This is a genomic window from Vibrio sp. TMPB1044, from assembly GCF_030442075.1.
Classification (GTDB): domain Bacteria; phylum Pseudomonadota; class Gammaproteobacteria; order Enterobacterales; family Vibrionaceae; genus Vibrio; species Vibrio satsumensis.
The window spans coordinates 275,118-298,871 of the sequence record NZ_JAUJED010000078.1; the positions used below are offsets into that span (position 1 = coordinate 275,118).

20 protein-coding genes and 1 other annotated feature are annotated in these 23,754 nt (G+C 44.0%); of the genes, 8 read left to right on the plus strand and 12 right to left on the minus strand.

The window, feature by feature from the left end:
* A partial coding sequence (gene fkpB / locus QQ041_RS23490; protein ID WP_285955171.1) for an FKBP-type peptidyl-prolyl cis-trans isomerase occupies positions 1–411 on the plus strand: 411 nt, incomplete at its 5' end.
* A 156-nt stretch (positions 412–567) separates the two neighbouring features.
* On the plus strand, positions 568–1,524 hold the full coding sequence (ispH, locus tag QQ041_RS23495; protein ID WP_146490579.1) for a 4-hydroxy-3-methylbut-2-enyl diphosphate reductase: 957 nt from the start codon (positions 568–570) through the stop codon (positions 1,522–1,524).
* Between the two features lie 107 nt (positions 1,525–1,631).
* Here ispH and btsR read toward each other — a convergent pair whose 3' ends face one another.
* From btsR to QQ041_RS23510, 3 genes are all read right to left on the minus strand, one after another.
* Positions 1,632–2,363 carry a two-component system response regulator BtsR gene (gene btsR / locus QQ041_RS23500; protein ID WP_017106772.1) on the minus strand — a complete coding sequence of 244 codons (732 nt, stop codon included), beginning with the start codon at positions 2,361–2,363 and terminating at the stop codon, positions 1,632–1,634.
* Positions 2,364–2,468: 105 nt separating this feature from the next.
* Positions 2,469–4,139 carry a sensor histidine kinase gene (locus QQ041_RS23505; protein ID WP_146490562.1) on the minus strand — a complete coding sequence of 557 codons (1,671 nt, stop codon included), beginning with the start codon at positions 4,137–4,139 and terminating at the stop codon, positions 2,469–2,471.
* Between the two features lie 270 nt (positions 4,140–4,409).
* Positions 4,410–5,900, minus strand: coding sequence for a carbon starvation protein A (locus QQ041_RS23510; protein WP_285955172.1), 1,491 nt, complete (start codon positions 5,898–5,900; stop codon positions 4,410–4,412).
* 332 nt (positions 5,901–6,232) lie between these two features.
* Between QQ041_RS23510 and QQ041_RS23515 the strand changes: the two genes are divergently transcribed.
* Positions 6,233–6,583, plus strand: coding sequence for a DUF2799 domain-containing protein (locus QQ041_RS23515; protein WP_146490564.1), 351 nt, complete (start codon positions 6,233–6,235; stop codon positions 6,581–6,583).
* Positions 6,584–6,685: 102 nt separating this feature from the next.
* Here QQ041_RS23515 and murQ read toward each other — a convergent pair whose 3' ends face one another.
* Positions 6,686–7,606: an N-acetylmuramic acid 6-phosphate etherase gene (murQ, locus tag QQ041_RS23520; protein WP_285955173.1), complete on the minus strand. Its 921-nt coding sequence runs from the start codon at positions 7,604–7,606 to the stop codon at positions 6,686–6,688.
* Positions 7,607–7,651: 45 nt separating this feature from the next.
* Positions 7,652–8,767 (minus strand): anhydro-N-acetylmuramic acid kinase, encoded by a 1,116-nt coding sequence (locus QQ041_RS23525; RefSeq protein WP_285955174.1) that lies wholly within the window; start codon positions 8,765–8,767, stop codon positions 7,652–7,654.
* A gap of 121 nt (positions 8,768–8,888) precedes the next feature.
* Between QQ041_RS23525 and nagZ the strand changes: the two genes are divergently transcribed.
* From nagZ to tyrA, 3 genes are all read left to right on the plus strand, one after another.
* On the plus strand, positions 8,889–9,878 hold the full coding sequence (gene nagZ, locus QQ041_RS23530; RefSeq protein ID WP_146490567.1) for a beta-N-acetylhexosaminidase: 990 nt from the start codon (positions 8,889–8,891) through the stop codon (positions 9,876–9,878).
* Between the two features lie 246 nt (positions 9,879–10,124).
* Positions 10,125–11,198, plus strand: a complete 1,074-nt coding sequence (locus tag QQ041_RS23535) for a 3-deoxy-7-phosphoheptulonate synthase (protein ID WP_017059354.1) — start codon at positions 10,125–10,127, stop codon at positions 11,196–11,198.
* A gap of 118 nt (positions 11,199–11,316) precedes the next feature.
* Positions 11,317–12,444, plus strand: coding sequence for a bifunctional chorismate mutase/prephenate dehydrogenase (tyrA, locus tag QQ041_RS23540; protein WP_146490568.1), 1,128 nt, complete (start codon positions 11,317–11,319; stop codon positions 12,442–12,444).
* Between the two features lie 141 nt (positions 12,445–12,585).
* On the opposite strand, the gene QQ041_RS23545 is transcribed toward tyrA, so the two are convergent.
* From QQ041_RS23545 to ettA, 3 genes are all read right to left on the minus strand, one after another.
* Positions 12,586–13,596 carry a M23 family metallopeptidase gene (locus tag QQ041_RS23545; RefSeq protein ID WP_285955175.1) on the minus strand — a complete coding sequence of 337 codons (1,011 nt, stop codon included), beginning with the start codon at positions 13,594–13,596 and terminating at the stop codon, positions 12,586–12,588.
* 48 nt (positions 13,597–13,644) lie between these two features.
* Complete coding sequence (locus QQ041_RS23550) at positions 13,645–14,013, minus strand: PilZ domain-containing protein (protein WP_146490569.1); 369 nt, start codon at positions 14,011–14,013, stop codon at positions 13,645–13,647.
* Positions 14,014–14,103: 90 nt separating this feature from the next.
* Entirely contained in the window at positions 14,104–15,771 is a 1,668-nt protein-coding gene (ettA, locus tag QQ041_RS23555; RefSeq protein WP_017071393.1) for an energy-dependent translational throttle protein EttA, read from the minus strand.
* A 264-nt stretch (positions 15,772–16,035) separates the two neighbouring features.
* Between ettA and QQ041_RS23560 the strand changes: the two genes are divergently transcribed.
* Positions 16,036–17,985, plus strand: a complete 1,950-nt coding sequence (locus QQ041_RS23560; RefSeq protein WP_285955176.1) for a transglycosylase SLT domain-containing protein — start codon at positions 16,036–16,038, stop codon at positions 17,983–17,985.
* A 172-nt stretch (positions 17,986–18,157) separates the two neighbouring features.
* Entirely contained in the window at positions 18,158–18,451 is a 294-nt protein-coding gene (gene trpR / locus QQ041_RS23565; RefSeq protein WP_048615039.1) for a trp operon repressor, read from the plus strand.
* Between the two features lie 121 nt (positions 18,452–18,572).
* On the opposite strand, the gene yjjX is transcribed toward trpR, so the two are convergent.
* The 4 genes from yjjX to raiA all read right to left on the minus strand — a co-directional run bounded on the left by yjjX (position 18,573) and on the right by raiA (position 23,524).
* The gene (gene yjjX / locus QQ041_RS23570; protein ID WP_048606829.1) at positions 18,573–19,094 is read right to left on the minus strand and encodes an inosine/xanthosine triphosphatase; all 522 of its coding nucleotides are present in this window, start codon (positions 19,092–19,094) and stop codon (positions 18,573–18,575) included.
* The gene (locus tag QQ041_RS23575) at positions 19,057–21,435 is read right to left on the minus strand and encodes a bifunctional diguanylate cyclase/phosphodiesterase (protein WP_285955177.1); all 2,379 of its coding nucleotides are present in this window, start codon (positions 21,433–21,435) and stop codon (positions 19,057–19,059) included. The genes yjjX and QQ041_RS23575 overlap by 38 nt, the downstream gene beginning before the upstream one ends.
* A gap of 333 nt (positions 21,436–21,768) precedes the next feature.
* Positions 21,769–22,944, minus strand: coding sequence for a prephenate dehydratase (gene pheA, locus QQ041_RS23580; protein ID WP_060983091.1), 1,176 nt, complete (start codon positions 22,942–22,944; stop codon positions 21,769–21,771).
* Positions 22,945–22,956: 12 nt separating this feature from the next.
* Positions 22,957–23,078: a sequence feature (Phe leader region), on the minus strand.
* 110 nt (positions 23,079–23,188) lie between these two features.
* A complete protein-coding gene (gene raiA, locus QQ041_RS23585; RefSeq protein WP_004735034.1) occupies positions 23,189–23,524 on the minus strand; it encodes a ribosome-associated translation inhibitor RaiA in 336 nt (111 codons plus the stop codon).
* Positions 23,525–23,754 lie beyond the last annotated feature (230 nt).

Genomic DNA, 23,754 nt, shown 5'->3' on the forward strand with positions numbered 1-23,754 from the left:
TCAGCAGTAACTCTACATTTTACGATTAAAATGAAGGATGGTTCAGTTGCCGATAGTACGGAAAATATGGGCAAACCAGCAAAGTTCGTCATGGGCGATGGCAGCCTAAGTGAGAACTTTGAAGCGTGCTTACTCGGACTTGAAGCTGGAACTGAAAAGTCTATCGAACTGAAAGCAGAAGACGCGTTTGGTATGCCAAACCCTGATCATATTCACTATATGGATCGTGCTAAGTTTGTTGGCGATTCTGAAGTTGAAGTGGGCACTATCATGGCATTCTCTGGTCCTGACGGTATGGAAATCCCAGGGATTATTACTGACATCGCAGGTGATTCAGTGACGGTTGATTTTAACCACCCACTTGCTGGTCAAGACGTTACGTTTGACGTCAACATCTTAGCGGTAGAATAACTATCTTAACGTTAGAATAGCTGTCTTCACGCTAGAACAAGATAGCCTTACAGCTGTGATGTCACCCAGAGCTTCACTGTCTAGGCGCTTCACTGTAGAATGCGAACCTCGCTGACGGCGAACTCTATAGAAACAACCTTAGTACCGCGGTAAATGATGAGCAATGAAATGAAAATAATGTTAGCTAACCCTCGTGGCTTTTGTGCCGGTGTCGATCGTGCGATCAGCATCGTAGAGCGTGCACTCGAAATGTATCAGCCACCGATCTATGTTCGCCATGAAGTGGTACACAACCGCTTTGTTGTTGAGGGGCTCAAACAGCGTGGTGCTATTTTTGTCGAAGAACTGAGTGAAGTACCAGACGACAACATCGTGATCTTCTCGGCTCACGGTGTTTCTCAAGCGGTTCGTAAAGAAGCGAAAGAGCGTGAGTTAACGGTATTCGATGCGACGTGTCCTTTGGTGACTAAAGTTCATATGGAGGTTGCTCGTGCGAGCCGCAAACATATGGAAGTAGTACTGATTGGCCACGCGGGTCACCCTGAAGTGGAAGGCACTATGGGTCAGTACGCGAGCCAAACTGGTGGTATGTACTTGGTTGAAAGACCAGAGGACGTACAGAATCTAGTGGTGAACGATCCGAGTAACCTGCACTATGTTAGCCAAACTACCTTGTCTGTTGATGAAACGGCAGATGTAATTGAAGAGTTGCGTCGTGTATTCCCTGAGATTCAAGGCCCTCGTAAAGACGACATCTGTTATGCGACTCAAAACCGTCAAGACGCCGTGCGTGAGATGGCGAATGACGTTGATGTAGTGATTGTTGTTGGTTCTAAGAACTCATCTAACTCAACTCGCCTAAAAGAGCTGGCTGAGAAGCTAGGCACGCCAGGCTACCTAACTGACTGTCCTGAAGACATTCAAACCGAGTGGGTTGAAGGCAAAAAGAAAATCGGTGTAACAGCCGGTGCTTCTGCTCCTGAAGAGTTAGTAAACCAAATCTTAGATCGTATTCGTGAGCTGGGTGCTACCGAGGTTGAAGAGATTCAAGGTCGTGAAGAGAACATGTTCTTCGAAGTGCCGAAAGAGCTGCAGATTAAGCAAGTCGACTAATCGCTATTGATTGGTGACAAGATCGATTCGCAAACAGTAAAAAGCCAACGTTGATACGTTGGCTTTTTTGATCGTACTTTGGAACAAGGCGTCGAACTTCTAACTCGTTACTGGAGACCGAGTTGCTCTTTTAAAGTCTTTAAGTAACGACGGCTAACAGGGACTTCAAAGCCAGTAAGGGTAATGATCTCCGCTAATCCATTCTCTAGCAGTTTGATCTCTTGGATCGATTTTATGTTGATCAAATATTGGCGATGACAGCGGATCAAATCGGTTTTTTCTTCCAAGATCTTTAGCGTTAACTGTGAGGTCGCGGTTTGCGATGAGCTACGAACATGCACACCACTGATATCGGAATAGGCGCACTCGACCGTTTGGCTTGCCATGATCACAATGCGGTTATGACCAATACACGGAATCTGCTCTAAGTGGCAGGGAGCAATCGCTGAGATGTTCTGTTCTGGTGCTTTCTGGTTTTGTTTGATGACTTTATTTAGACGACAAACGCTCTTGTTTAATCGACAAGGCTCGACTGGCTTAAGTAGGTAATCAAATGCGTTATCTTCAAAGGCTTGAATCGCATATTGGTCGTAGGCGGTAACGAATACCACGTAAGGCATGGTGTCTGGGTCAAGCATGCTTAACAGTTCAATCCCGGTAACCTGCGGCATTTGGATATCCAAATACACGACATCAGGCTTGAGTAGATTGATCTGTTTCAGTCCTTCGATCGCGTTACTCGCTTGGCCAATGATTTCCACTTCACCGGTTTCGGTTAGCAGCTCAATCAGTTCTTCGCGAGCAAAAAGCTCATCATCGACAACTAATGCCTTTAACATCCTACAATCTTCATCTTGGTTCTATCCCTGCTTGATTCACGCTTATCTTTTAAATGTCTGCTTCTAATTGTTTCAACTCGGAGCGATTTGTCTCCGAAAATACCATTATTTTAGTATAGGTATGATAAAGCTCATTCGAGTAAATTGCTGTGGCTGAGATTCTATTTTTAGTGCTGAATCTTGTCCAAAGAAATTAGTGAGTCGTTTGTCAACAATTTCCATACCTAATCCTACGTGATCTTGAGATGGCTTCTGATAATTACCCGCGTTGTCTTCAACGGTTAACTTGAATCCACCCTCGAAAGCTTCGCTATAGATCTTCACTTTGCCGCCTTCCAACATGTTTGAAATCCCATGTTTGATGGCGTTTTCTACCAGCGGTTGCAGGGTAAAGCTCGGCAATTGAGATTCATACAACTGCGGGTCGATATCCCATTCCACTTCTAGTCGATCGGTAAAGCGTGCTTTCTCTATGGTCAGGTAAGCGTTGACGTGTGCCAGCTCGTCTTTGAGCTTCACGGTGTTGATGTTCTGCTTTAGGTTGCTTCTAAAGAAGTGAGATAGGTGCTGAATCAACTCTCGAGCTTTATCTGGGTCACGGCGTGTTACTGCGCTGATGGTGTTAAGCGCATTGAACAAGAAGTGTGGGTTAACCTGAGCGTGCAGCAGCTTGATTTCCGCTTGTGTCAGTAGCGTCTGTTGTTGCTGATAGTTGCTAAATAGGATCTGGCTCGATAATAGCTGAGCGATACCTTCACCCATCGACATATTGATGGTCGAGAATAGTTTTAGCTTTGGCTCATACAGTTTAATGGTGCCGACCACTTCGTTACCCGCGCGGAGTGGAATAATCAGAGCTGAGCCCAATTTACAATCCTGCGACAAGGAGCATTGGTATGGGTTCTCTTTACCATCAAGGTAGATGATGTCGTTCTGTTCCATCGAAGTGAGTGTGCTTTGTGATGAAATTGGGGTATTTGGAATATGGTGTTCATCACCAATGCCGACGAACGCGAGAATTTTTTCTCTGTCGGTAATCGCTACCGCACCAACATTGGTCTCTTCATAAACGATACGTACGATTTTTTGTGCGTTATCGGAATTGAACCCACCATGCAAAATACCTACCGAACGCTCTGCGATGGTTAATGCGCGGCGTGAGAAGGTAGCCGAGTATTTTTCGAAGATGGTTTTCCTGTCTTGGATGATGCTCATGAACAGCGCTGCACCGACTGAGTTAGCAATGATCATTGGCGCAGCAATATCAGAGACCAGAGCGTAGGACTGTTCGAAGGGTTTTGCGACCGCCAGTAGAATCAGCATTTGAATGATCTCTGCAAACAGGGTTACCGAGAAAACCACCAACGGGTTAAACAGTTGGCTGGCTTTGTTCTTTCTGACTAAGTAAACGTGCAATAGGCCACCAATCAAGCCTTCTGCTGTGGTCGAAATAGCACAAGCCAAGTCTGTGAAACCGCCTAATGAGTAACGGTGAATACCGCCAGTAAAGCCGACGGCAAAGCCAACCACAGGGCCGCCAAACAGACCCCCCATAACCGCACCCATCGCACGAGTGTTGGCTATCGCGTCATTAATCTGCAGTCCGAAATAGGTACCCATAATACAGAACAGAGAAAACAGAACATAACAGCTGACTTTATGGCTTAAGCGTGAAGATATGCTCAACAAAGGCAGAATCAATGGGGTTTTACTTAGCATATAAGCAATCACTAAGTAGACACAGGTTTGTTGCAGTAGAGAGAGAATGAGTTCCATATTTTCACCTATTGAGACGCTTGTTAAGTGTAAAGCTCATTGCGTGGTAACGGTAGCTTTGCTTGTGTTTTCGTTGGTTATATCGAGCGGTCATTGCTTCTCAGGCTGAGATGCCAATATTGAGATACAGTAAAGCCCATCACGGTGGACGGGCTTTAGTCTTAATTTCCAAGAATCACTGGGTGATTACGGGAGCAAGCGAAGTGTGTTTGGCTTGTTCTTTTGTCTCTCTATGAAGACTTGTCTCTTTTTATCAATATCCTGAAAGAGCTAGGCGGTTTTGGTTACGCCTTTTGCTTCTTTTTCTTCTTCATCAGCAAGGTCGATATCGCCTTTGCCTTTTGAAATTTTGATAACGTAAGCCGCAATACCGAATGCACTCACCACACCGATGATGGTTGAGATTTGCATTGGTAGACCGAAGCCTAGTTGGCTGTTGTTCAGAATGAATGTGATACACACAGATGTCATGAAGATAGCTGGAACCGTTGTTACCCAGTGCAGTTTATTGTGACGAAGTAGGTAAGCCGAAGCTGTCCATAGCATCATTACTGCTGTTGATTGGTTAGCAAAACCGAAGTAACGCCAGATGATACCGAAATCTACTTGAGTCAGGATACCACCGATAACGAACAGTGGTAGAGCCATCAGTAGGCGGTTACGCAGTGTTTTCTGCTCCATGTTGAAGTATTCAGCAAGGATAAGACGGCTTGAGCGGAACGCCGTGTCACCAGAAGTGATTGGTAGAATAACCACGCCAAGGAAAGCAAGGATACCACCGAATACACCCAGTAGACCAAATGAAGCGCTGTATACCACGTTACCTGGACCACCGTTTGCAATCGCGTCAGACAAAGACTCAACAGAGCCGAAGAATGATAGCGCAAGTGCGCACCAGATTAGAGCAATGATACCTTCACCAATCATTGCACCGTAGAATACGAAGCGACCGTTCTTCTCGTTTTCCATACAACGCGCCATTAAAGGAGACTGAGTTGCGTGGAAGCCAGAGATTGCACCACAAGCGATAGTGATGAATAGAGCTGGCCAAAGTGGTAGGTCATTCGGGTTCATGTTAGTGAACATGTCTTTCATCTCGAAGCCGCCCATGATTTGGTGCTCGTCAGATAGACCAATCGCAGTGATTAGGCCAACAGACATAAAGATAAGTAGTGCACCGAACAGTGGGTAGAAGCGACCAATGATTTTATCGACAGGGACAATCGTTGCGATGATGTAGTAAGCAAATATGATAACAACCATGGTTGTTACAGACATCGCGAAATCAGTTTGGTCGTTCACTAGGTTAGTGATCATGCCTGCAGGAGCAGATACGAATACGACACCAACTAGAAGCAGTAGAACAATGGCAAAGATGTTCATAAAGTGTTTTGCGCCATTGCCTAGGTAACGTCCAGTGATGGTTGGAACTGAAGCACCGCCGTTACGGATAGATAACATACCTGAGAAATAGTCGTGTACCGCACCTGCGAAGATACAACCTAGCACGATCCAAAGCATCGCTGCCGGACCATAAAGGGCACCCATGATAGGGCCGAAGATTGGACCGACACCTGCAATGTTAAGCAGCTGAACTAGGTAAACCTTTGGCGTCGACATTGGAACGTAGTCCACGCCATCTTGCTTAGTGTGAGCGGGTGTTTGACGCTTTTCATTGATACCGAAAATTTTCTCGATAAAGGCACCGTAAATAAAGTAGCCACCAATGAGTGCTGCAACACAGGTAAGAAACCACATCATAATTTGTTATCCCTGAATGTATTAATTAAGTCAGGGTGTATATTAGAGGAGTGTATGAGAAGAAACTTCCGCTATGAGAGTGAGTGGTCGAATAGTCAATTAAGTGGTGTTATAACTGATTGAGTGGTTTGTTACGTTTGCAGAGCGGTTGGTTATTCATGTTGAGATGTGTCTTGCTTCTGGTAAGTGGCGATTTATCAGCTTTAAGCGGTAACCAATAGATATCAGTGGCAGATAACAGACATAAGTGGACATCAGCCAGTGTTCAGCGGAGAATCACCACAAATGCAACGCTTCGTCAGGAAGTGGCTAGGTAAATATAAAGGACTGAAATGAAAAAAATAATCGCACTATTCGCCGTGGCATTTAGCCTTGCAGGATGCAGCGCCAATGTTCAAGATTTAGCAGCTGAAGGCAATTGGCAAGAGATTGGCTATCGTGATGGTATCAAAGGCCACACTCAACGTTCGTATTCAGAGATGACTGAGCTTGGCGCAGTCGATCAAGCGAGTTACACAGAAGGTTACCACCTAGGTGTGGCTGAATATTGTAATCCGAACCATGCTTATCAGATTGGTTTATCTGGTCAGGTGTATGAAGGCGTGTGTTCTGGTACGGAAGACGCTCAACGTTTCCGTATGGAATGGCAACGTGGCTGGGATGAGTTCTCAAACGACTATTAAGCCCAAGCTAGCGATAAAAAATTAAAACTAAAACAGACCAGTACCGCATGTGCACTGGTCTTTTTGTATGTAGCGATAGTAACAGTCAACAGCAGAAGCAGACTATTGATTATTCTCGACTGCTTTTCTCAAGAAGCCATTTTGCTTATCAAGCTGAGCCTTGGCCAATTCTAAATCTAGCCCTGTTAGAATCATCAAAATAGACAACTTCACATCGTAATCAGTCGTTTTAAGTGTCGAGACTGCCAGTGCTTTGTCGCACTCAGTTGCTTGGATAACGATACGAGCAGCGCGGGCAACCAACTTTTCATTGGTTGCTTTTACGTCGACCATCAGATTTTGGTAGCTTTTACCAATGCGAATCATGCTGGCAGTCGTCAGCATATTAAGCACCAGCTTTTGTGCTGTACCTGATTTGAGGCGTGTTGAACCAGTCAATGCTTCTGGGCCAACCACCGGGCTAATTGCGATTTGAGCGATTTCAGCAATTGGAGAGTCAGGGTTACAAGACAATGCAACGGTCACCGCGCCAAGTTGATTGGCATAGTTGAGTGCACCAATCACGTAAGGTGTGCGACCACTGGCAGCTATACCCACCACGACATCATTTTCTGAAAATTGAATCGCTTTCAGATTTTCAATACCGAGAGTTAGCGAGTCTTCTGCGCCTTCTTTAGCTTTTAAAATCGCCTCTGGTCCGCCAGCGATTAGGCCGATAACCATCTTGTCTGAGACGCCGAAAGTCGGCGGGCATTCTGATGCGTCTAACACACCTAATCGACCACTGGTGCCTGCGCCCATATAAATCAGTCGACCACCGTTTTGAAAGGCATGAGCAATTTTATCTACCGCTTTCGCGATCTGCGGCAGTTCCGCTTCAATCGCCAGTGGGACTTGTTTGTCTTGTTGGTTAATCTTTTCAACCACTTCGAGAGAGGTGAGCAGATCAATATCCATAGTATCAGGGTTTCTCCCCTCCGAAACGAGGTGCGAGAGCGCTGATATGAGAGCGTCGTTACTCATAATGATCCTTAAATGGTGATTCTAAAATGATGGTTCTAAAATGGTTTAGTCAGCACGATAGAGAACGCCTAGAGAGGCCGCTCTGCTTGCGCCAGTCACTTCTGGCAAATTGCTTGGCAGTTGATGAACATGACGTTGAGCAAGCCACGCAAAAGCCATCGCTTCCATGTAATCGGCATCAACGCCTTTACTGGTTGTTGAGTCAACATCCCAACTTGGAAGCAGTTCGGACAATCTCTTCATCAACAATGGGTTTCTTGTACCACCGCCACACACATACAGTGCAGGTTGGTTACCCAAGCGATAAGCTTTCACTTCATTGGCTATCGTCAATGCGGTGTATTCACAAAGCGTGCACTGAACATCTTCTGCCGTAAGATCTTTAAATTCTGTAAGCTGTTGCTCTAGCCAGGGTAGGTTGAACAGCTCTCTGCCGGTACTTTTCGGTGGCATTTGAGATAGATAAGATTCATTTAACAGCTGTTCGAGCAAGGCTTGATTGAGTTGACCTTTAAGTGCGAATTGCGCATCACGGTCAAACTTCTCGCCCGTGTGTTTATCAACCCAAGCGTCCATCAACATATTCCCTGGGCCTGTATCATAACCAAGTGTTGGCTGATTCGGGCGCAGCACTGAAATATTCGAGATACCACCAATATTCAACACCACAACCGAGCTGTCTTGCGGGTGGAAAATTGTATGGTGGAAGGCGGGGACTAACGGTGCACCTTGTCCGCCTAATGCCATGTCTTTACGTCTGAAGTCAGCGACGGTTTGAATCTGTGTTTTAGCGGCAATGATGTTGGCATCACCCAGCTGCATGGTAAATGGAGATTCGCCTGTTGGCTGATGAAACACTGTTTGGCCATGATTACCAATCGCAGTCACAGAAGATGCAGGTGTGTCTGACTTGTCGAGAAGTTGTAGAACCGCATCAGCAAACAGATGGCCAAGCTGGTGGTCTAGCTCACCAATAGCAATCAAATCCGTTTTCTGACCAATACAAACCTCCAGCAGACGCGCTTTGAGGTCATCAGGCATAGGGAACTCATCATGAGCAAGCAATGTGATTTGCGTATCTTCAATCGAAACTAAGGCAGTATCAACACCGTCCATACTCGTGCCTGACATCACACCGATATACAGTTCTTTATGATCCATTCCTAAGCTCTTGCGCTGCATTCCTAAAGTCTTCCACAGATTGGTTTAAAAACATTGTAAAGCAAATTTAAAGAGAATAATCTCGGGAAGTTTACGAAATTAGGTTTAATAAGGGATAAATATGGGACCGTTGTGGGTTGATGTTGCAGGCTACGAGCTGACAGCTGAAGACAGAGAAATTTTGGAGCACCCAACCGTTGGTGGTCTCATCTTATTTGCTCGAAACTACCACGATAGCAAACAGTTATCGGCGTTAAATAAAGAGATTCGCAAAGTTGCAAAACGTCCTATTTTAATCGGCGTTGACCAAGAAGGCGGACGAGTACAGCGTTTTCGTGACGGCTTTTCAATTATCCCAGCTGCTCAGGAATTTGCGACTAAGAATAATGGTGAGCAGTTAGCAGAACAGGCCGGCTGGCTGATGGCGGCGGAATTGATTGCCCATGATATCGATCTGAGTTTTGCACCGGTATTAGATAAAGGTCACGACTGCAAAGCGATTGGTAGCCGAGCGTTTGGTGAAGATATTGATACCATTGTTCGTCATAGCAGCGCTTTCATCAAAGGCATGAAGTCGGTTGGTATGGCTACAACAGGAAAGCACTTCCCTGGACATGGTGGCGTAATTGCTGACTCACACTTAGAGACGCCATATGACCCTAGAGACGATATCTTTGAAACAGACATGGCAATCTTCAAGGCGCAAATTGAAGCCGGAATATTGGATGCCATGATGCCTGCACATGTGGTGTTCTCTCATTATGATGAGCAACCAGCAAGTGGCTCTCAGTATTGGCTACAGAAAGTCTTGAGACAAAAACTTGGCTTTAAAGGCCTAATATTCTCGGACGACTTAACCATGGAAGGTGCTGCTATTATGGGCGGACCAGCCGACAGAGCAAAAGCGGCCTTGAATGCGGGTTGTGACATGATATTGATGTGTAATAAACGAGATGCACAAATTGAAGCTCTTGATCACTTAGCGATTCAAGAGGTGCCTTTAGCCAACTCATTGCTTAAAAAACACAGTTTTGATTTGTCGACGCTTCACTCAGATGCTAGGTGGAAAGCGACCTCAGAGACGATTAAACGAATGCTAGGCAGTGAGTGATAAATAAACACATAATAATTTTAGATAAGGCGATATGATAAATATCGCCTTTTTTGTATGTGTGAACCGTGGTTTAAACCTATTTATATCTCAGAGTGAGTTAAAGTTAGCGTGTAAATTTAAATTTACACATAATGTTTTTTATTGTTTACACTTGCAATCGTCTTTTTAGCTGTTATTGTGTTTTTAAAGATTGTTAGCCCAAATGGAAATGTTGGGTGTAAAAATAAATATACAGGTTGAGTTATGCAGAAAAGTGAATTAAGCAATGTCAATATCATCGACGAACAGGTACTGATTACTCCTGAGGAGTTAAAAGCAAAACTGCCTTTGAGTGATAATGCTCGTCGTTTCATTCAAGAGTCTCGTCAAACTATCGCAAACATCATTCATAAGAAAGATCATCGCATGCTTGTTGTATGTGGCCCATGTTCTATCCATGACATTGAAGCTGCGAAAGAGTACGCGAAACGCCTAAAAGCCTTATCTGAGCAACTTAGCGATCAACTGTATATTGTTATGCGTGTTTACTTTGAGAAGCCTCGAACCACTGTGGGTTGGAAAGGTTTGATCAATGACCCGCATCTAGACGGCACTTTCGATATTGAGCATGGTCTGCATGTTGGCCGTGAGCTACTTGTTGAACTCGCTGAGATGGAAATCCCACTAGCGACTGAAGCATTAGATCCAATCAGCCCTCAATACCTAGCAGATACATTCAGCTGGGCGGCAATCGGAGCTCGTACGACCGAATCGCAAACTCACCGTGAGATGGCAAGTGGTCTTTCAATGCCAATCGGTTTTAAAAACGGTACCGATGGCAACCTAGGCACTGCAATCAATGCAATGCAAGCTGCTTCTTCTAGCCACCGTTTCATGGGTATCAGCCGCGAAGGTCAAGTTGCACTACTAACAACGCAAGGTAACCCAAATGGTCACGTGATTTTACGTGGCGGTAAGCAGACGAACTACGATTCAGTATCGGTACACGAATGTGAGCAAGAGTTGGGTAAATCTGGCTTAGAGGCTGCGCTAATGGTCGACTGTAGCCACGCTAACTCTCGTAAAGATTTCCGTCGCCAACCTCTAGTTGCAGAAGATGTGATTCACCAAATTCGTGAAGGCAACAAGTCGATTATCGGCCTTATGATTGAAAGCCATATTAACGAAGGAAACCAATCTTCGGATATACCTCTCAATGAGATGAAATACGGCGTTTCTATTACCGACGCGTGTATCAATTGGGATTCAACTGAGGCACTATTGAAACATGCACATACGGAATTAGTCCCGTTCTTAGAGAACCGCTTGAAAGGTTAGTCAGAGTTTTAGATTTAAGTGCCTCATCTAATGGGGCATTTTAAGATCTGTTGCTAACGAACCTGCGTGATTGTGGGCTTATAGATTGGCACGGGCTTATAGATTAGTAAGGAATAAAATGGCCGTTGAACTGAACGAATTACGCGACCAAATCGATGCTGTCGATAAACAAATGTTGGATTTACTGGCTCAACGCCTTGCTCTAGTAGAGAAAGTAGGCGAAGTAAAAAGTGAACATGGTTTACCTATTTATGTACCAGAGCGTGAAGCTGCAATGCTGGCATCTCGTCGTCAAGAAGCCGAGAAAATAGGGGTCCCACCACAGTTAATCGAAGATATTTTGCGTCGTACTATGCGTGAGTCTTATGCCAGCGAAAAAGATTCTGGTTTTAAGTGCCTTAACCCAGAATTGCGTTCAGTGGTTATCGTTGGTGGTAATGGTCAACTTGGTGGCTTGTTTGGCCGTATGTTTAAGCTTTCTGGCTACGAAGTGAAAATCCTTGGCAGCCAAGATTGGGATAGAGCTGATGAGATCTTAGATAATGCTGGTCTTGTGGTGGTGACCGTTCCAATTCATTTGACTGAAGGTGTAATTGCAAAGCTAGGTAGCCTACCAAGTGATTGTATTCTATGTGATTTGACGTCAATTAAATCTAAACCTCTGCAAGCAATGATGAACATGCACCAAGGCCCAGTGGTTGGATTGCACCCAATGTTTGGCCCTGATGTTCCAAGCCTTGCTAAGCAGGTGATTGTTTACAGTGATGGTCGTGGTTCTGAAAGCTATCAATGGCTACTGAATCAATTTGGTATTTGGGGCGCGAGTCTTTGTCAGATGGATGCTGCTGAACACGATCACGGCATGACACTGATTCAAGCACTTCGTCACTTCACCTCTTTTGCTTACGGCTTACACTTAAGTAAAGAGAATCCGAACATCGACCAACTTCTGAAGCTTAGCTCGCCAATCTACCGACTTGAGATTGCGATGGTTGGTCGTCTGTTTGCTCAAGACCCGAACTTGTATGGTGACATTATTCTCTCTTCGGATGAGAATATTGAGATGATTCGACGCTTCCATAGCTGTTTCGGAGAAGCGCTAGAAATCCTAGATGGCAAAGATAAAGCCAAGTTTGTTGAGAGTTTCAACCAAGTGAGTGATTGGTTTGGTGACTACTCACAACAATTCTTGCAAGAGAGCCAAAGTCTTTTAAAACAAGCACATGACTCGATTCATCGTGGTTAATACGATTTGAAATCATAAAAAAGAGCGACCTGATGGTCGCTCTTTTTGTTTGTGCTGAACGCTATGAAAGCATTTGGCCTACTGTAGGCTAAAAGCAATTAGATCATCATAGGCCAATCAACAGGTTCTAGTTAGCCGTGTCTAGTTAGTCGTAATAGGTTTCTTGCTATCTTCACTCGATACAGTGTCGATGGTCGAGCTAATGTAAGGCACGTTCGTCAGGTTTATCTGTAAGCGAACCACATTATCAATCAGTTGAACCAGCGGGCCCCACTTAACCTTTTTCTCTTTTTCGAATACGTAGTTGAAGTTCTCAGGTGTCCAATCCATCAAGTATTGAGGGTTCAATGAACGACCAAGGAAGCGTACTTCATAATGTAAGTGTGGGCCGGTTGAGTTACCTGAGTTACCACAGCTCGCAATCACATCGCCTTTACTAACAAACTGACCGCTACGTACTTTGAACTTCTGTAGGTGCGCATAAGAACTCATGAAACCAAACGAGTGACGCATAGTAATAAAGTTACCGAAGCCTTTTTTACTTGGGCGCACCGTTTCAATGACTCCATCTGCGGGCGCTACAATATCTTCACCACGCTTACATGTTAGATCGATACCAGTATGTACGTGGCGTTTACCTGAAATAGGGTTAGTGCGACTACCATAAGAAGAAGAGATACGTTGATAAGCCATTGGACTATCGTTTGGAATCAACCGGAACATCGTGGCTCTTACTGCTGAATCGACTGCAGCCGCATCAATGCGATCTTCTAGAGAAACATCATCGGTAAGCAGCTCTTCATCTGCAAGACCAAGTACTGATTCCACATCAAATACACGCTTACCAAGCAGCTGAATCGTGCCTTCTTTCTCGGTGAGTATTTGCGATAGAGAATGGTTGGTTTCTACCTGCTCAGCATAAAGAAATTCTGTTTGTTCTTTTTCAACAATCAGTGTTTCAATCAACTGTTGGGCATCACCCGCTTGCAGTGCGAGTTCTTGTTTACTCTCGAAGTGCATGTACGCAGCTCCGCCAATCAGCAGCGGTACTGAAAAAATCGCAGTGGTGCACATGAGTACGACTTTACGGCCGAAGTAAAACGTCTGCTCCCCCTGACTAGAGGGAATAGTAATTGATACTTTTTTAGACATGGTTTTGTATTAACTAAATGCTTCTAATAGAAAAGGGTAATGGAGATGTCACTCTTTACCTAAATCGGTAAGGTGTTCAATCTCTCTATAAAGCAGTTCATCGTCACCAACGTTAAGCTCAACAAGTCGCTTAAGGTGGCTGATACTATCAATATCTAAATGCTCTATGCGTAAACGCATTGAGGTATTGATGGTAGAGACTATCGTTGCTGCTAACTGAATATTGATATCACTGTTTTCGAGTTTAAAGCTCACTTGAACAGGGACATCATGGCTAAGTTGTTTTGATTCATTGCATTGAATGAGTAAACCATGGAGTGATAAGTCTTGCACTGAGCCTGAAACATTTACTTGTCCTTGTGAGATCTCAGTCGGGACTTGATAAATAACTCTTGAAAATTGACGTCTTTCAACCATAAGTAATCTCTCTATATCGATGCGTAACACGTAAGCCAGATATATCAAAGGCCGCTATTATCGCGGCCTTTGTTCAAAATACAAGCTAATTTACTTAGCGATACGCTTGTACTTGATACGGTGCGGTTCTGCCGCTTGCGCGCCTAGAGTTTGCTTAAGCCACTCAGTGTACTCAGTATAGTTACCTTCGTAGAAGTTAACTTGACCTTCATCACGGTAGTCTAAGATATGGGTCGCAATACGGTCTAGGAACCAACGGTCGTGCGAGATAACCATTGCACAGCCAGGGAACTCAAGCAGTGCTTCTTCAAGAGCACGTAGCGTTTCAACGTCAAGGTCGTTGGTAGGCTCATCGAGTAGCAGTACGTTACCGCCCGCTTTTAGCAGTTTTGCTAAGTGAACACGGTTACGCTCACCACCAGAAAGCTCACCGATGATCTTCTGTTGGTCGTTGCCTTTAAAGTTGAAACGAGAACAGTAAGCACGCGCAGGGATTTCGAAGTTGTTGATCTTAATGATATCAGCGCCTTCAGAGATCTCTTGGAATACTGTCTTAGTGTCGTCCATGCTGTCACGGAACTGATCAACAGAAGCAAGCTTAACAGTTTCACCTAGTACAACCGAACCTGAATCTGGTTGTTCTGCACCGCTTAGCATCTTGAATAGTGTTGATTTACCCGCACCGTTGGCACCAACGATACCAACGATAGCGCCCTTAGGCATGCTGAACGATAGGTCGTCGATAAGAACGCGATCACCAAACGATTTAGTTAGGTTGTTCACTTCAAGAACTTTGTCACCTAAACGCTCACCTGGCGGGATGAACAGTTCGTTGGTTTCGTTACGCTTCTGGTATTGGCCAGTAGTCAGTTCTTCAAAACGAGCCATACGAGCTTTAGACTTAGCTTGACGGCCTTTAGGGTTTTGACGAACCCATTCAAGTTCTTTCTCGATTGTCTTTTGACGTGCGCTTTCGCCCGCTTTTTCTTGCTTAAGACGCTCGTCTTTCTGTTCTAGCCAAGACGTGTAGTTACCTTCCCATGGGATACCTTCACCACGGTCAAGTTCTAGAATCCAGCCTGCAGCGTTGTCTAGGAAGTAACGGTCGTGGGTAATCGCCACAACAGTACCGCTGTAATCTACTAGGAAGTGCTCAAGCCATGCTACTGATTCTGCATCCAAGTGGTTGGTTGGTTCATCAAGAAGCAGCATGTCTGGCTTCTCTAGAAGTAGACGACAGATCGCAACACGACGACGTTCACCACCTGATAGGAATTCAATTTTCGCATCCCACTCAGGAAGGCGAAGTGCGTCAGCTGCGCGCTCTAGAGCTGTCTCTAGGTTGTGGCCGTCTTTTGCTTGGATCAGCGCTTCAAGCTCGCCTTGTTCTTTAGCAAGAGCGTCAAAATCTGCATCTGGTTCTGCGTAAGCTGCGTAGACTGCGTCGATACGCTTAAGCGCGTCTGCAACATCAGAAACCGCTTCTTCTACGATTTCACGCACTGTTTTTGATTCGTCTAGTACAGGCTCTTGCGGTAGGTAACCGACTTTAAGACCTTGTTGTGCACGAGCTTCACCATCAATATCAGTATCAATGCCAGCCATGATACGTAGTAGGGTAGATTTACCTGAACCATTTAGACCCAAAACACCGATTTTAGCGCCAGGAAAAAAGCTAAGAGAAATGTCTTTAAGAATTTGACGCTTAGGTGGAACAGTTTTGCTCACCCGAGACATGGTATATACGTATTCAGCCATTGCCGATCGATCCTAATTTATTGTTCAAAATTGTCGTCTATTTTATACCAATATCCCCAAAGATGTTACTCCTAGGACAGAAAAGCCATTCTTGAACGAATCCTTACCTATTATTGTCACATTGGTCATTAAAACTATATTTAATAAGCTTCTGAGGCGAAGTGTTAAATATTAATAATATTTACACTCAAATCCTTTACATTTGATGTGATGTCGGGCGTAAATAGATTTCACGTATTCATACACGCACTAAGGAAAGAGCGAATGTTTTTCCGCATTGGTAATACGAAAATTGCTGTCGCTGCATCGGCAATTTTGTCTTCATTTTCACTGGCTCAGATGGCTATGGCTAGCAACGCATCTGAGCTTGAAATGCAGCGTGATGTTTATGACAGAGCGCAAGAGGTTTTAGACAACCGTGATCTAGAAGCTTACTCCGCGCTGCGTAAAAAAATTCAAACATATCCGTTAACGCCTTACACTGATTATCGCGCCTTCTTATTAGGCTTAGGTGATCGCACACCTGCTGAAGTGGATGCCTTTATTGAAGAGAATAAAGCACTGCCGTTTTCCAATCGTATGCGTGCGCCTTATTTAGATTTATTGGCGGCTCAAAAACAGTGGGAAACGATCCTTGAGTTTCAAACCCAAGAGCCTGTTGGTGAAAAATATCAATGTATCTACTACCGAGCGCATTACGAGCAAGGCAACCAAGAGCTTGCTTTTAAAGGGGCTAAGCAACTTTGGTTGAGTGGTAGTGGTATTGATGACGCTTGTGACCCTCTATTTCAAAGCTGGGATCAAGCCGGGCTAAGAACCGATGAGCTGATTCTGGATAGAATGCTGTTAGCGTTCGAGAGCCGTAACGGTAAGTTAATGAGCTATTTGATTAAGCAATTGGAGCATGATGAGTCAATTACTCAAGCTAAGCAGATGAAGGCGTTGTACAACAAGCCTGAAAATGTACTCGCGTTTGCTAAGAAGCACCCAGCAAATGAATTCTACCAAGCGCAAACCGAGTTTGCTTTCGAGAAGTTAGCAAGGAAGTCATCAAGCAGCGCTCAAGAGGTGTTTGATGATATCATCAAAGCTCAGAAATTTTCGAAAGAGAAATCTCAAGAGCTAGCCGATTATCTAACGTTTCGTCTGATCAACACCGACTCTGAAGAGTTGATGGTGTGGCGAGACAAAATGCTCGCGAGTTCATCAAAGCAAGTTCTGCTGGAGCGACGTGCTCGCTTAGCGATTCAGCATGCCGATTGGACGGGCCTGAAAGAGTGGATAGCGCGCTTGGATGATAAACATCAGGCTTCGCTTCGTTGGCAATATTGGCAGGGCAGAGCTGAAATCGCGACGGGCGACACTGATAAAGGCAATAAGCGACTGTCAGATATTTTAGGGAAGCGTAACTTCTACAGTGTGGCTGCGGCTAAGCAGTTAGGTAAGCCGGTTCAATACCCAACATCGACACTCAAATACAATGCTGAAACAGTCAAGCCATTCGCCACTTCTTTGGTTCGAATCGGCGAGCTGATTGACCGAGATAAAATAGCGGCAGCGAAGAGTGAATGGCGTTGGTTGTTAACTAATGCTGACAAAGATCAGAAATCAATGCTTGCGGCTCATGCCGCGACGCAGCGTTGGAATCACTTTACAGTAACAGCGAGCATCTCGGCGAAGATGTGGGATAACATTGCGCTACGTTTTCCTGTTGCTCATAAGTGGTGGTTTAATTTCTACGCCGAGAAGCACGATCTCGATCCAATTACTTTGATGTCTTTAGCAAGACAAGAGAGTGCCATGGACTCAGAAGCTCGTTCTCCTGTTGGCGCGCGCGGTATCATGCAAATCATGCCGAAGACGGCTCAATATACAGCGAAGAAGCATCAGATTAAGTACCAGGGCAGCGATGACCTTTATGATGTCGGCAAGAACATTGAGATTGGTAGCCACTATTTAGATGGTTTATTGGCTCAATATGATAATAACCGTATCTTTGCGTTTGCTGCTTATAATGCTGGTCCTAGTCGTGTCAAACAGTGGCGATCACGCAGTGATGAAAAGCTAGATGCGTATGCTTTTATCGAAATGATCCCATTCAAAGAGACTCGCGGTTACGTTCAAAATATCTTGATGTTTGAGACCTACTATCGAGATATCTTGGGTGAGCAGGGAACGTTTTTAGCTCCCCATGAGGCAAAAATGAAATACTAAGGCTTCGGTATTTTGTCTTAATCTGAGTAATATGAAAGGCAGTGAGTGCGAACCATTTCCACTGACTGCCTTTTTACATTGGATCGCATCAAGTGTTTCGGTATAAAGTGTTAAACGCTTTCAATCGTTAAGCGACTCTTTAAAGTCAGAATTTAAAAGTAAGTGTAGAGATATGGCATCACAACCTGAATATGATAATTGGCAACAACTGATGGACTTGGTAAAGACGGCTGTCGAAAAAGATCAGCACGAATTGTTGTTGACCATGATGATGACACCTGACGAGCGAGATGCTTTGGTTGCTCGAATTAATATTTTTTGTGAGTTGATGAAAGGCGATATGTCTCAACGGCAAGTAAGTCAAATGCTGGGAGTAGGCGTGGCAACGATAACCAGAGGCTCAAATGAGCTAAAGGCCAAGTCTGAACAAGAGAAAGCAGTGATCGCCGATCTATTGCTAAAGTAATAACGGAATTAGGCTATCACTAGATAGTGCGAATACGAATTCGATAAAAAACGCTAACTGAATGTTAGCGTTTTTTGTTTCTGAAGATTATTTTCAGAACCTTTCTAAGTTTAACGAAGCACTAAATAGGAAAGTGCTCAGGATTCACAAATGGGATCAGCGCTAGAATTAAAGCTTGATGATAAACCGAACTGCGTGACAGTTGGTTATGTGTTAGTAAGCCAATGGCGCCACCTTTCTGTTTGATGTTATCGGTACCAAACACTTCATCCATCACATCCCCTAATTCGTTTGCATGCTCTAACTTTTCAAGCACGGCTGGTGGCAACATCAGGCTTGCTGAACGAGACTCGCCACGTTGACCATTCGCTTCGATCACCATCCAAGCAAAGGTGACGTTTGTTTCTATTCCCGCTTCTAGACCAACATAGAAGTCTGCATCAGGCTGAGCTTGAGTTGCGTTGTGAACACGATTCACGGCACCTTGATAGGTTTCATCATTGCTCATCGGTTGATCGGCGACACCACTAGGGACGCTGATGCCTTTGAAATCAAATTCAGTATCAGGAAAAGCAGATAAGAACGCACTTTTAACGGCGTTAATTTTAGCTGGGTTCAGCGATGCGATGATTACAGATTTCATGTGTCGGATTCTTTTTGTTGTCGATTAGATTGAGTTGATGTTGTCGGTACCAGTCACTCAACTCTTCTAATGGCATGGGTTTACCAAAGTAATAGCCTTGCAGCATATCGCACTGTGCATCCTGTAACCACTGGTGCATGTCTTGAGTTTCAATCCCTTCGGCGGTGACCTTTTTCCCCTGAGCATGACACAACCCGATAACTGGTTTTACGATGTTCTGGTTATCTGTCTCAATTAAGGTATCCAAAAACGCTTTATCCAATTTAATTTTCTGAGTTGGATACTGCACCAGTTGAGTGATAGAGGTGTAACCGGAACCAAAGTCATCAATCGCCAGTCGATAACCCATGCATGACAGTTCGTTAAGCAGCGGAAAACCTTCAGAGTTAGAGTAAAAGGTTTCAGTAATTTCAAAATCAATCAAACTTGGTGGAATTCGATTTAAATCGGCGTGCTCTTTGATGAAGTCAGCAAGATCAGTCGTTTCAATCCCAGCAGAAGATAAGTTAATCGATAACTGAATTGAGTGATCAAATTGAGCTTGAAGTCGATGAAAAGAAGCAAATGCGTTCTGAATGACCCACTGATCAACCTGATCGAATAATCCTGTTTGCTCGGCAATTGGAATGAATTCATCAGGTGGAACCAAGCCTAGTTGCTCCGAATTCCAACGTAATAACACCTCAACACCAATAACATGGGTTCCTGTTGAATCCATGTACGGCATATAAACGAGTCTAAATTCATCATCAAAGTTCTTGTCTCTGAGTGCGCGTTCAATGTTTGCTTGGCGTTGAATCGCTTTGTCTAAATCTCGTGAATAGTCAGCAAATTGGTTTTTACCTGCGCGTTTGGCTTGATACATCGCGGTATCAGCGTTCGACAGTAGCTTTTCGATGGAGTGGCCATCGTTGGGGTAGGTCGCAATACCAATACTGACCGTGATCGGAAAGCTCCCTGATTCTGTGATAAAACCTTTTTGTAGTGGCGTCAGTAAGCTCTCAGAGAATCTATGCGCGATATTCCCTTGGCGAGTAGGGGCGTTAATGTACACAACGAACTCGTCTCCAGAAAGTCGGGCTGGCATACAATGAGCGTCAAATTCTGTTTTATAGTGGCTACAAATATCGGAAATACGCTGAGCAAAACTGACCAGAATGGAGTCGCCGATTTGATGTCCATATTTGTCGTTCACAAACTTGAAGTTATCTAGGTCAAAGTAGAGAACCCAGGTTTCGGTATTCGAGCTAGGCTTGGGCAATGATTGCTGAACGAAGGTTTGAAATTGATGCCTATTGGCGATTTGGGTTAACTGATCATTCTCGGCCAAAAGCTTGGTTTGTTGGTAGGTGTTATCTAGTTCTTGGTACATGTCATAAAAACGCTGTGATAGACGGCCAAGCTCATCACGAGTGCCCAAGCGTTCAATGTTCTTACGTTGTTTTTTTTCTACTTGCTGTAATTGTCGATCGAGTCGCGTTATCGGAGTTATCACGCTGCGAGACAAAAGCATGAGTAGCAGAGCGACAGTAACAAACGCAGATAGTACAAATGAGACACTCAGCTTGTTCCAAATAGAGTCGAGTTTGTTTTCTAATAGGAACTGAGCTGGGTCTACCGTGGCATACAGCTCTGGCGCAAGTTTGACTGAGTGGGTGACATCATTTTCTAGAGAAACCGCTACCGAGGTGAAAAATAAGCTTGTTTGATAGTCGAATTCTATCTGTTTTCTCAAAGTATTAAACTTGTCGAGAGAGACTGACACAACCACAAAGAACGTATCGTTTAGTTGATTATTTTCGGTTGGAAAAGTCGCTTTTCTGTCTACCTTCTCATAATGAACCAACATCCCTTCGCCTTGAGAGTTTTGAATATATTTGGTACCTGAGATTGCTTGGGTATCTCGATAGTACTGGTCAACATATTCTAATATTTTCTTGTCAATCTGAGAGCGTGAATCGTTGCTATTATCCGCATAATAGCGCAATTTTCGTTCACCATTTAAAAGTGCTAAACCAGTATAACTTTCATCATCATCTTGCAGAAAATGTATGGCTTCTTGAAGATTACTTACCAGTTCAAGATCGTGAGATAGGTTTTGTTCAGTGAGAAAGTAACGCTTTACCATATCACTTTGGGTCAAGGTGTAAGAGTAGCTATTGAGGAATGAGCGAGACTGTCGAAAGTACCCAGCTAACTTTTCCATGTTGAGCTGAAGTGCGTTGTCTTCGCGTTTGATGAAACTGCTTTTCTGCGTCGAATAAATAATATAGCTAGAAGCAGCGGTACTGAACAGTATCACAGGAGTTATCAGCAGCAAGATTTTAGTACTTAGCTTCATAGTTAATGACAACACTATTTATAATTTAAGCGCGTAAGTTTATGTTACTTAATGCTTACTCGCTATTAATTACACACAGTTCGATGATTTCCTGTGAAGGCGGTAAGGTTTTGTCTTTATTGATAAAAAGGCCATTAATGTTTTTTTATTAGATAGGTGTAAGTGGTGGAGGGAGATAATTGTGCAGAATTTACGAAACAAGTGAATTGTGTTGCAGGCATGCTAGGGGAAGTGTTCTTAGCTCGAATAGTACTCGACTAGATGGTGATTTAAGTATTTGGCCTACTGTAGGCCAAATACTTATGTTGGCTAGAAGCTGATACTCACTCTCAGCTATGACAACTTAACTTGAGTCGCTTTGATGTTTTCACTTGGGTAGCAACCAAGGACTTTTAAATGGCGAGTAATAGCTGTTAGTTCCGTTATCGCTTGCTGCATATTATCTGAATCCAGGTGTGCTTCTAAATCGACATAGAACATCTCTTCCCAAGGGTTACCCATTATTGGGCGAGATTCCAGCTTGGTCATGTTGATGCCCAAGCGTTGCAGGATCAGTAGTGTCTCTACCAAAGAACCCGCCTCTTGAGATGTCGACATAATCAGTGTCGTTTTTGCTGGAATTTGAGTCGATACTTCAACCGGCTTACGTGCTACAACGATGAAACGCGTGTGGTTCTCTGTTTGGTTTGCAATGTTGCCTTGAATTGGCTGAAGCCCATAAAGCTTACCGCTCGATGCGTTACCAATAGCTGCTACGTCATTTCCATCCAGCTCTTTAACCTTTTTCATTGCATCAGCCGTGCTTGCGCAAGACTCAAGGCTGACACCCTTAAGGCGGCTCAAGAACTCACTGCATTGCTGATGAGGTTGTGGGTGGGAATAGAGCGTTTTGATGTCTTCTAAACGAATATCGTTTTTCGCCACTAGGCAGTGTTCAATCGGCTGAGATAGCTCACCAACGATATAAAGCGTGGTGTGTTGAAGTAGGTCATACACTTCGTTAATCGAACCTGAGCTGGTGTTCTCAATAGGTAACACACCGTAATCAGCGTGGCCCGACTCTACCGTCGACGCTACTTCTTTGAAGTGGTTGCAGTTTAATTCAATCAATTCCATATTCTTACGGCTGAAATATTCACGGCTCGCAAGATGAGAGTAGGACCCTTTAGAACCTAAGAATGCAACGCGAGCCAATGGTTTACGGCTTTGCGGATTCGCGAGGTTTTGTAGGTATGACTGTTGCAGTAGGACTGAATCTTCAATGATAGTGTGAAACAGCTTGGTAATGTACTGAGCATCCAATTCGTATTTATCTTTACCGTTGTTAATCAGTTTAACCAACAGTTGTTGTTCTCTTACTGCATCACGAACTGGCTTTGATGTTTCTACCTTGCTTTTAGCAACTTCGATGCTTAGCTTGCGACGTTCTGAAAGTAGCTTCAGTAGTTCGTCATCTAAATCATTAAGACGAAGGCGGATATCATCCAGTGAAATTGAGCGGTCAGTCATAAATGTGTCCTTATAAAAAAGCCTCCCTAGTGTGGGAGGCTTCTTGTTCGTTTTTGACTTGTTTTTCTAAAACGACTTAGCCTCCGATTTACGGAAGAAAAAAGAAGTCAAAAATAAACAAAGATTGAGTTTGCATAAAAAGTGATTGTTTTATGAATGTTTAAACACAATAAGCAAGCGAGCTACGAGCGTCAAGCAAAAAAATAGCGCCCTGAGGCGCTATTTTTTAATTTGTTATCTTTCCTTATTCTACTTCAGCTTCTAGCTCTTCGATTTCAGGCTTTTCAGCGCGGCGCGCTTCTGGTTTATGGCGTAGCTTGTTGAGTTGACGCTCTAGTTTTTGTTCTACTTCGTTGATAGCAACGTAGAGGTCGTCATGGATTGATGAAGCAACAAGTTGGCCTTTTGGTACGGTTAGTACTGCTTCAAATTTTTTCTTCTTATTTGGTTCTTCGCTAAAGCTCGCTTGGCAGCCAATGATGTCTACTTGCCATTTATCCAGCTTTTTAAATTTGCTTTCTATGTGATCACGGATTGCAGAGGTAATGTCGATGTTTTTACCAGTGATGTTCATTTTCATAGAAGTTTTCCTCTGTTGTATCCCTCATGGGTTAACTTCAGGTTACGACTTTCAGGAATAAAGAATGTGACCTGGATCTTGTTTTGGTTGGGTGGAGTGAGCATTAAAATCAAATGTGATCTCACGCAAATCTTAGTATCTTTTTGGCGGAAAATGCTTGTTATCCTTATGGAAAACGATAACTTGGAGACAAGGCTTCGCTAAAAATTAAACCAGTTTTTAGGGGCGTC

What these genes read in the sequence shown, in the direction of transcription:
- trpR (WP_048615039.1), top strand. Translation starts at nt 18,158, where the DNA reads ATGGCATCACAACCTGAATATGATAATTGGCAACAACTGATGGACTTG.
- QQ041_RS23550 (WP_146490569.1), bottom strand. Translation starts at nt 14,013, where the DNA reads ATGGTTGAAAGACGTCAATTTTCAAGAGTTATTTATCAAGTCCCGACT.
- QQ041_RS23545 (WP_285955175.1), bottom strand. Translation starts at nt 13,596, where the DNA reads ATGTCTAAAAAAGTATCAATTACTATTCCCTCTAGTCAGGGGGAGCAG.
- QQ041_RS23560 (WP_285955176.1), top strand. Translation starts at nt 16,036, where the DNA reads ATGTTTTTCCGCATTGGTAATACGAAAATTGCTGTCGCTGCATCGGCA.
- pheA (WP_060983091.1), bottom strand. Translation starts at nt 22,944, where the DNA reads ATGACTGACCGCTCAATTTCACTGGATGATATCCGCCTTCGTCTTAAT.
- QQ041_RS23515 (WP_146490564.1), top strand. Translation starts at nt 6,233, where the DNA reads ATGAAAAAAATAATCGCACTATTCGCCGTGGCATTTAGCCTTGCAGGA.
- QQ041_RS23510 (WP_285955172.1), bottom strand. Translation starts at nt 5,900, where the DNA reads ATGATGTGGTTTCTTACCTGTGTTGCAGCACTCATTGGTGGCTACTTT.
- QQ041_RS23525 (WP_285955174.1), bottom strand. Translation starts at nt 8,767, where the DNA reads ATGGATCATAAAGAACTGTATATCGGTGTGATGTCAGGCACGAGTATG.
- raiA (WP_004735034.1), bottom strand. Translation starts at nt 23,524, where the DNA reads ATGAAAATGAACATCACTGGTAAAAACATCGACATTACCTCTGCAATC.
- QQ041_RS23535 (WP_017059354.1), top strand. Translation starts at nt 10,125, where the DNA reads ATGCAGAAAAGTGAATTAAGCAATGTCAATATCATCGACGAACAGGTA.
- QQ041_RS23575 (WP_285955177.1), bottom strand. Translation starts at nt 21,435, where the DNA reads ATGAAGCTAAGTACTAAAATCTTGCTGCTGATAACTCCTGTGATACTG.
- QQ041_RS23505 (WP_146490562.1), bottom strand. Translation starts at nt 4,139, where the DNA reads ATGGAACTCATTCTCTCTCTACTGCAACAAACCTGTGTCTACTTAGTG.
- nagZ (WP_146490567.1), top strand. Translation starts at nt 8,889, where the DNA reads ATGGGACCGTTGTGGGTTGATGTTGCAGGCTACGAGCTGACAGCTGAA.
- ispH (WP_146490579.1), top strand. Translation starts at nt 568, where the DNA reads ATGAGCAATGAAATGAAAATAATGTTAGCTAACCCTCGTGGCTTTTGT.
- ettA (WP_017071393.1), bottom strand. Translation starts at nt 15,771, where the DNA reads ATGGCTGAATACGTATATACCATGTCTCGGGTGAGCAAAACTGTTCCA.
- tyrA (WP_146490568.1), top strand. Translation starts at nt 11,317, where the DNA reads ATGGCCGTTGAACTGAACGAATTACGCGACCAAATCGATGCTGTCGAT.
- yjjX (WP_048606829.1), bottom strand. Translation starts at nt 19,094, where the DNA reads ATGAAATCTGTAATCATCGCATCGCTGAACCCAGCTAAAATTAACGCC.
- btsR (WP_017106772.1), bottom strand. Translation starts at nt 2,363, where the DNA reads ATGTTAAAGGCATTAGTTGTCGATGATGAGCTTTTTGCTCGCGAAGAA.
- murQ (WP_285955173.1), bottom strand. Translation starts at nt 7,606, where the DNA reads ATGAGTAACGACGCTCTCATATCAGCGCTCTCGCACCTCGTTTCGGAG.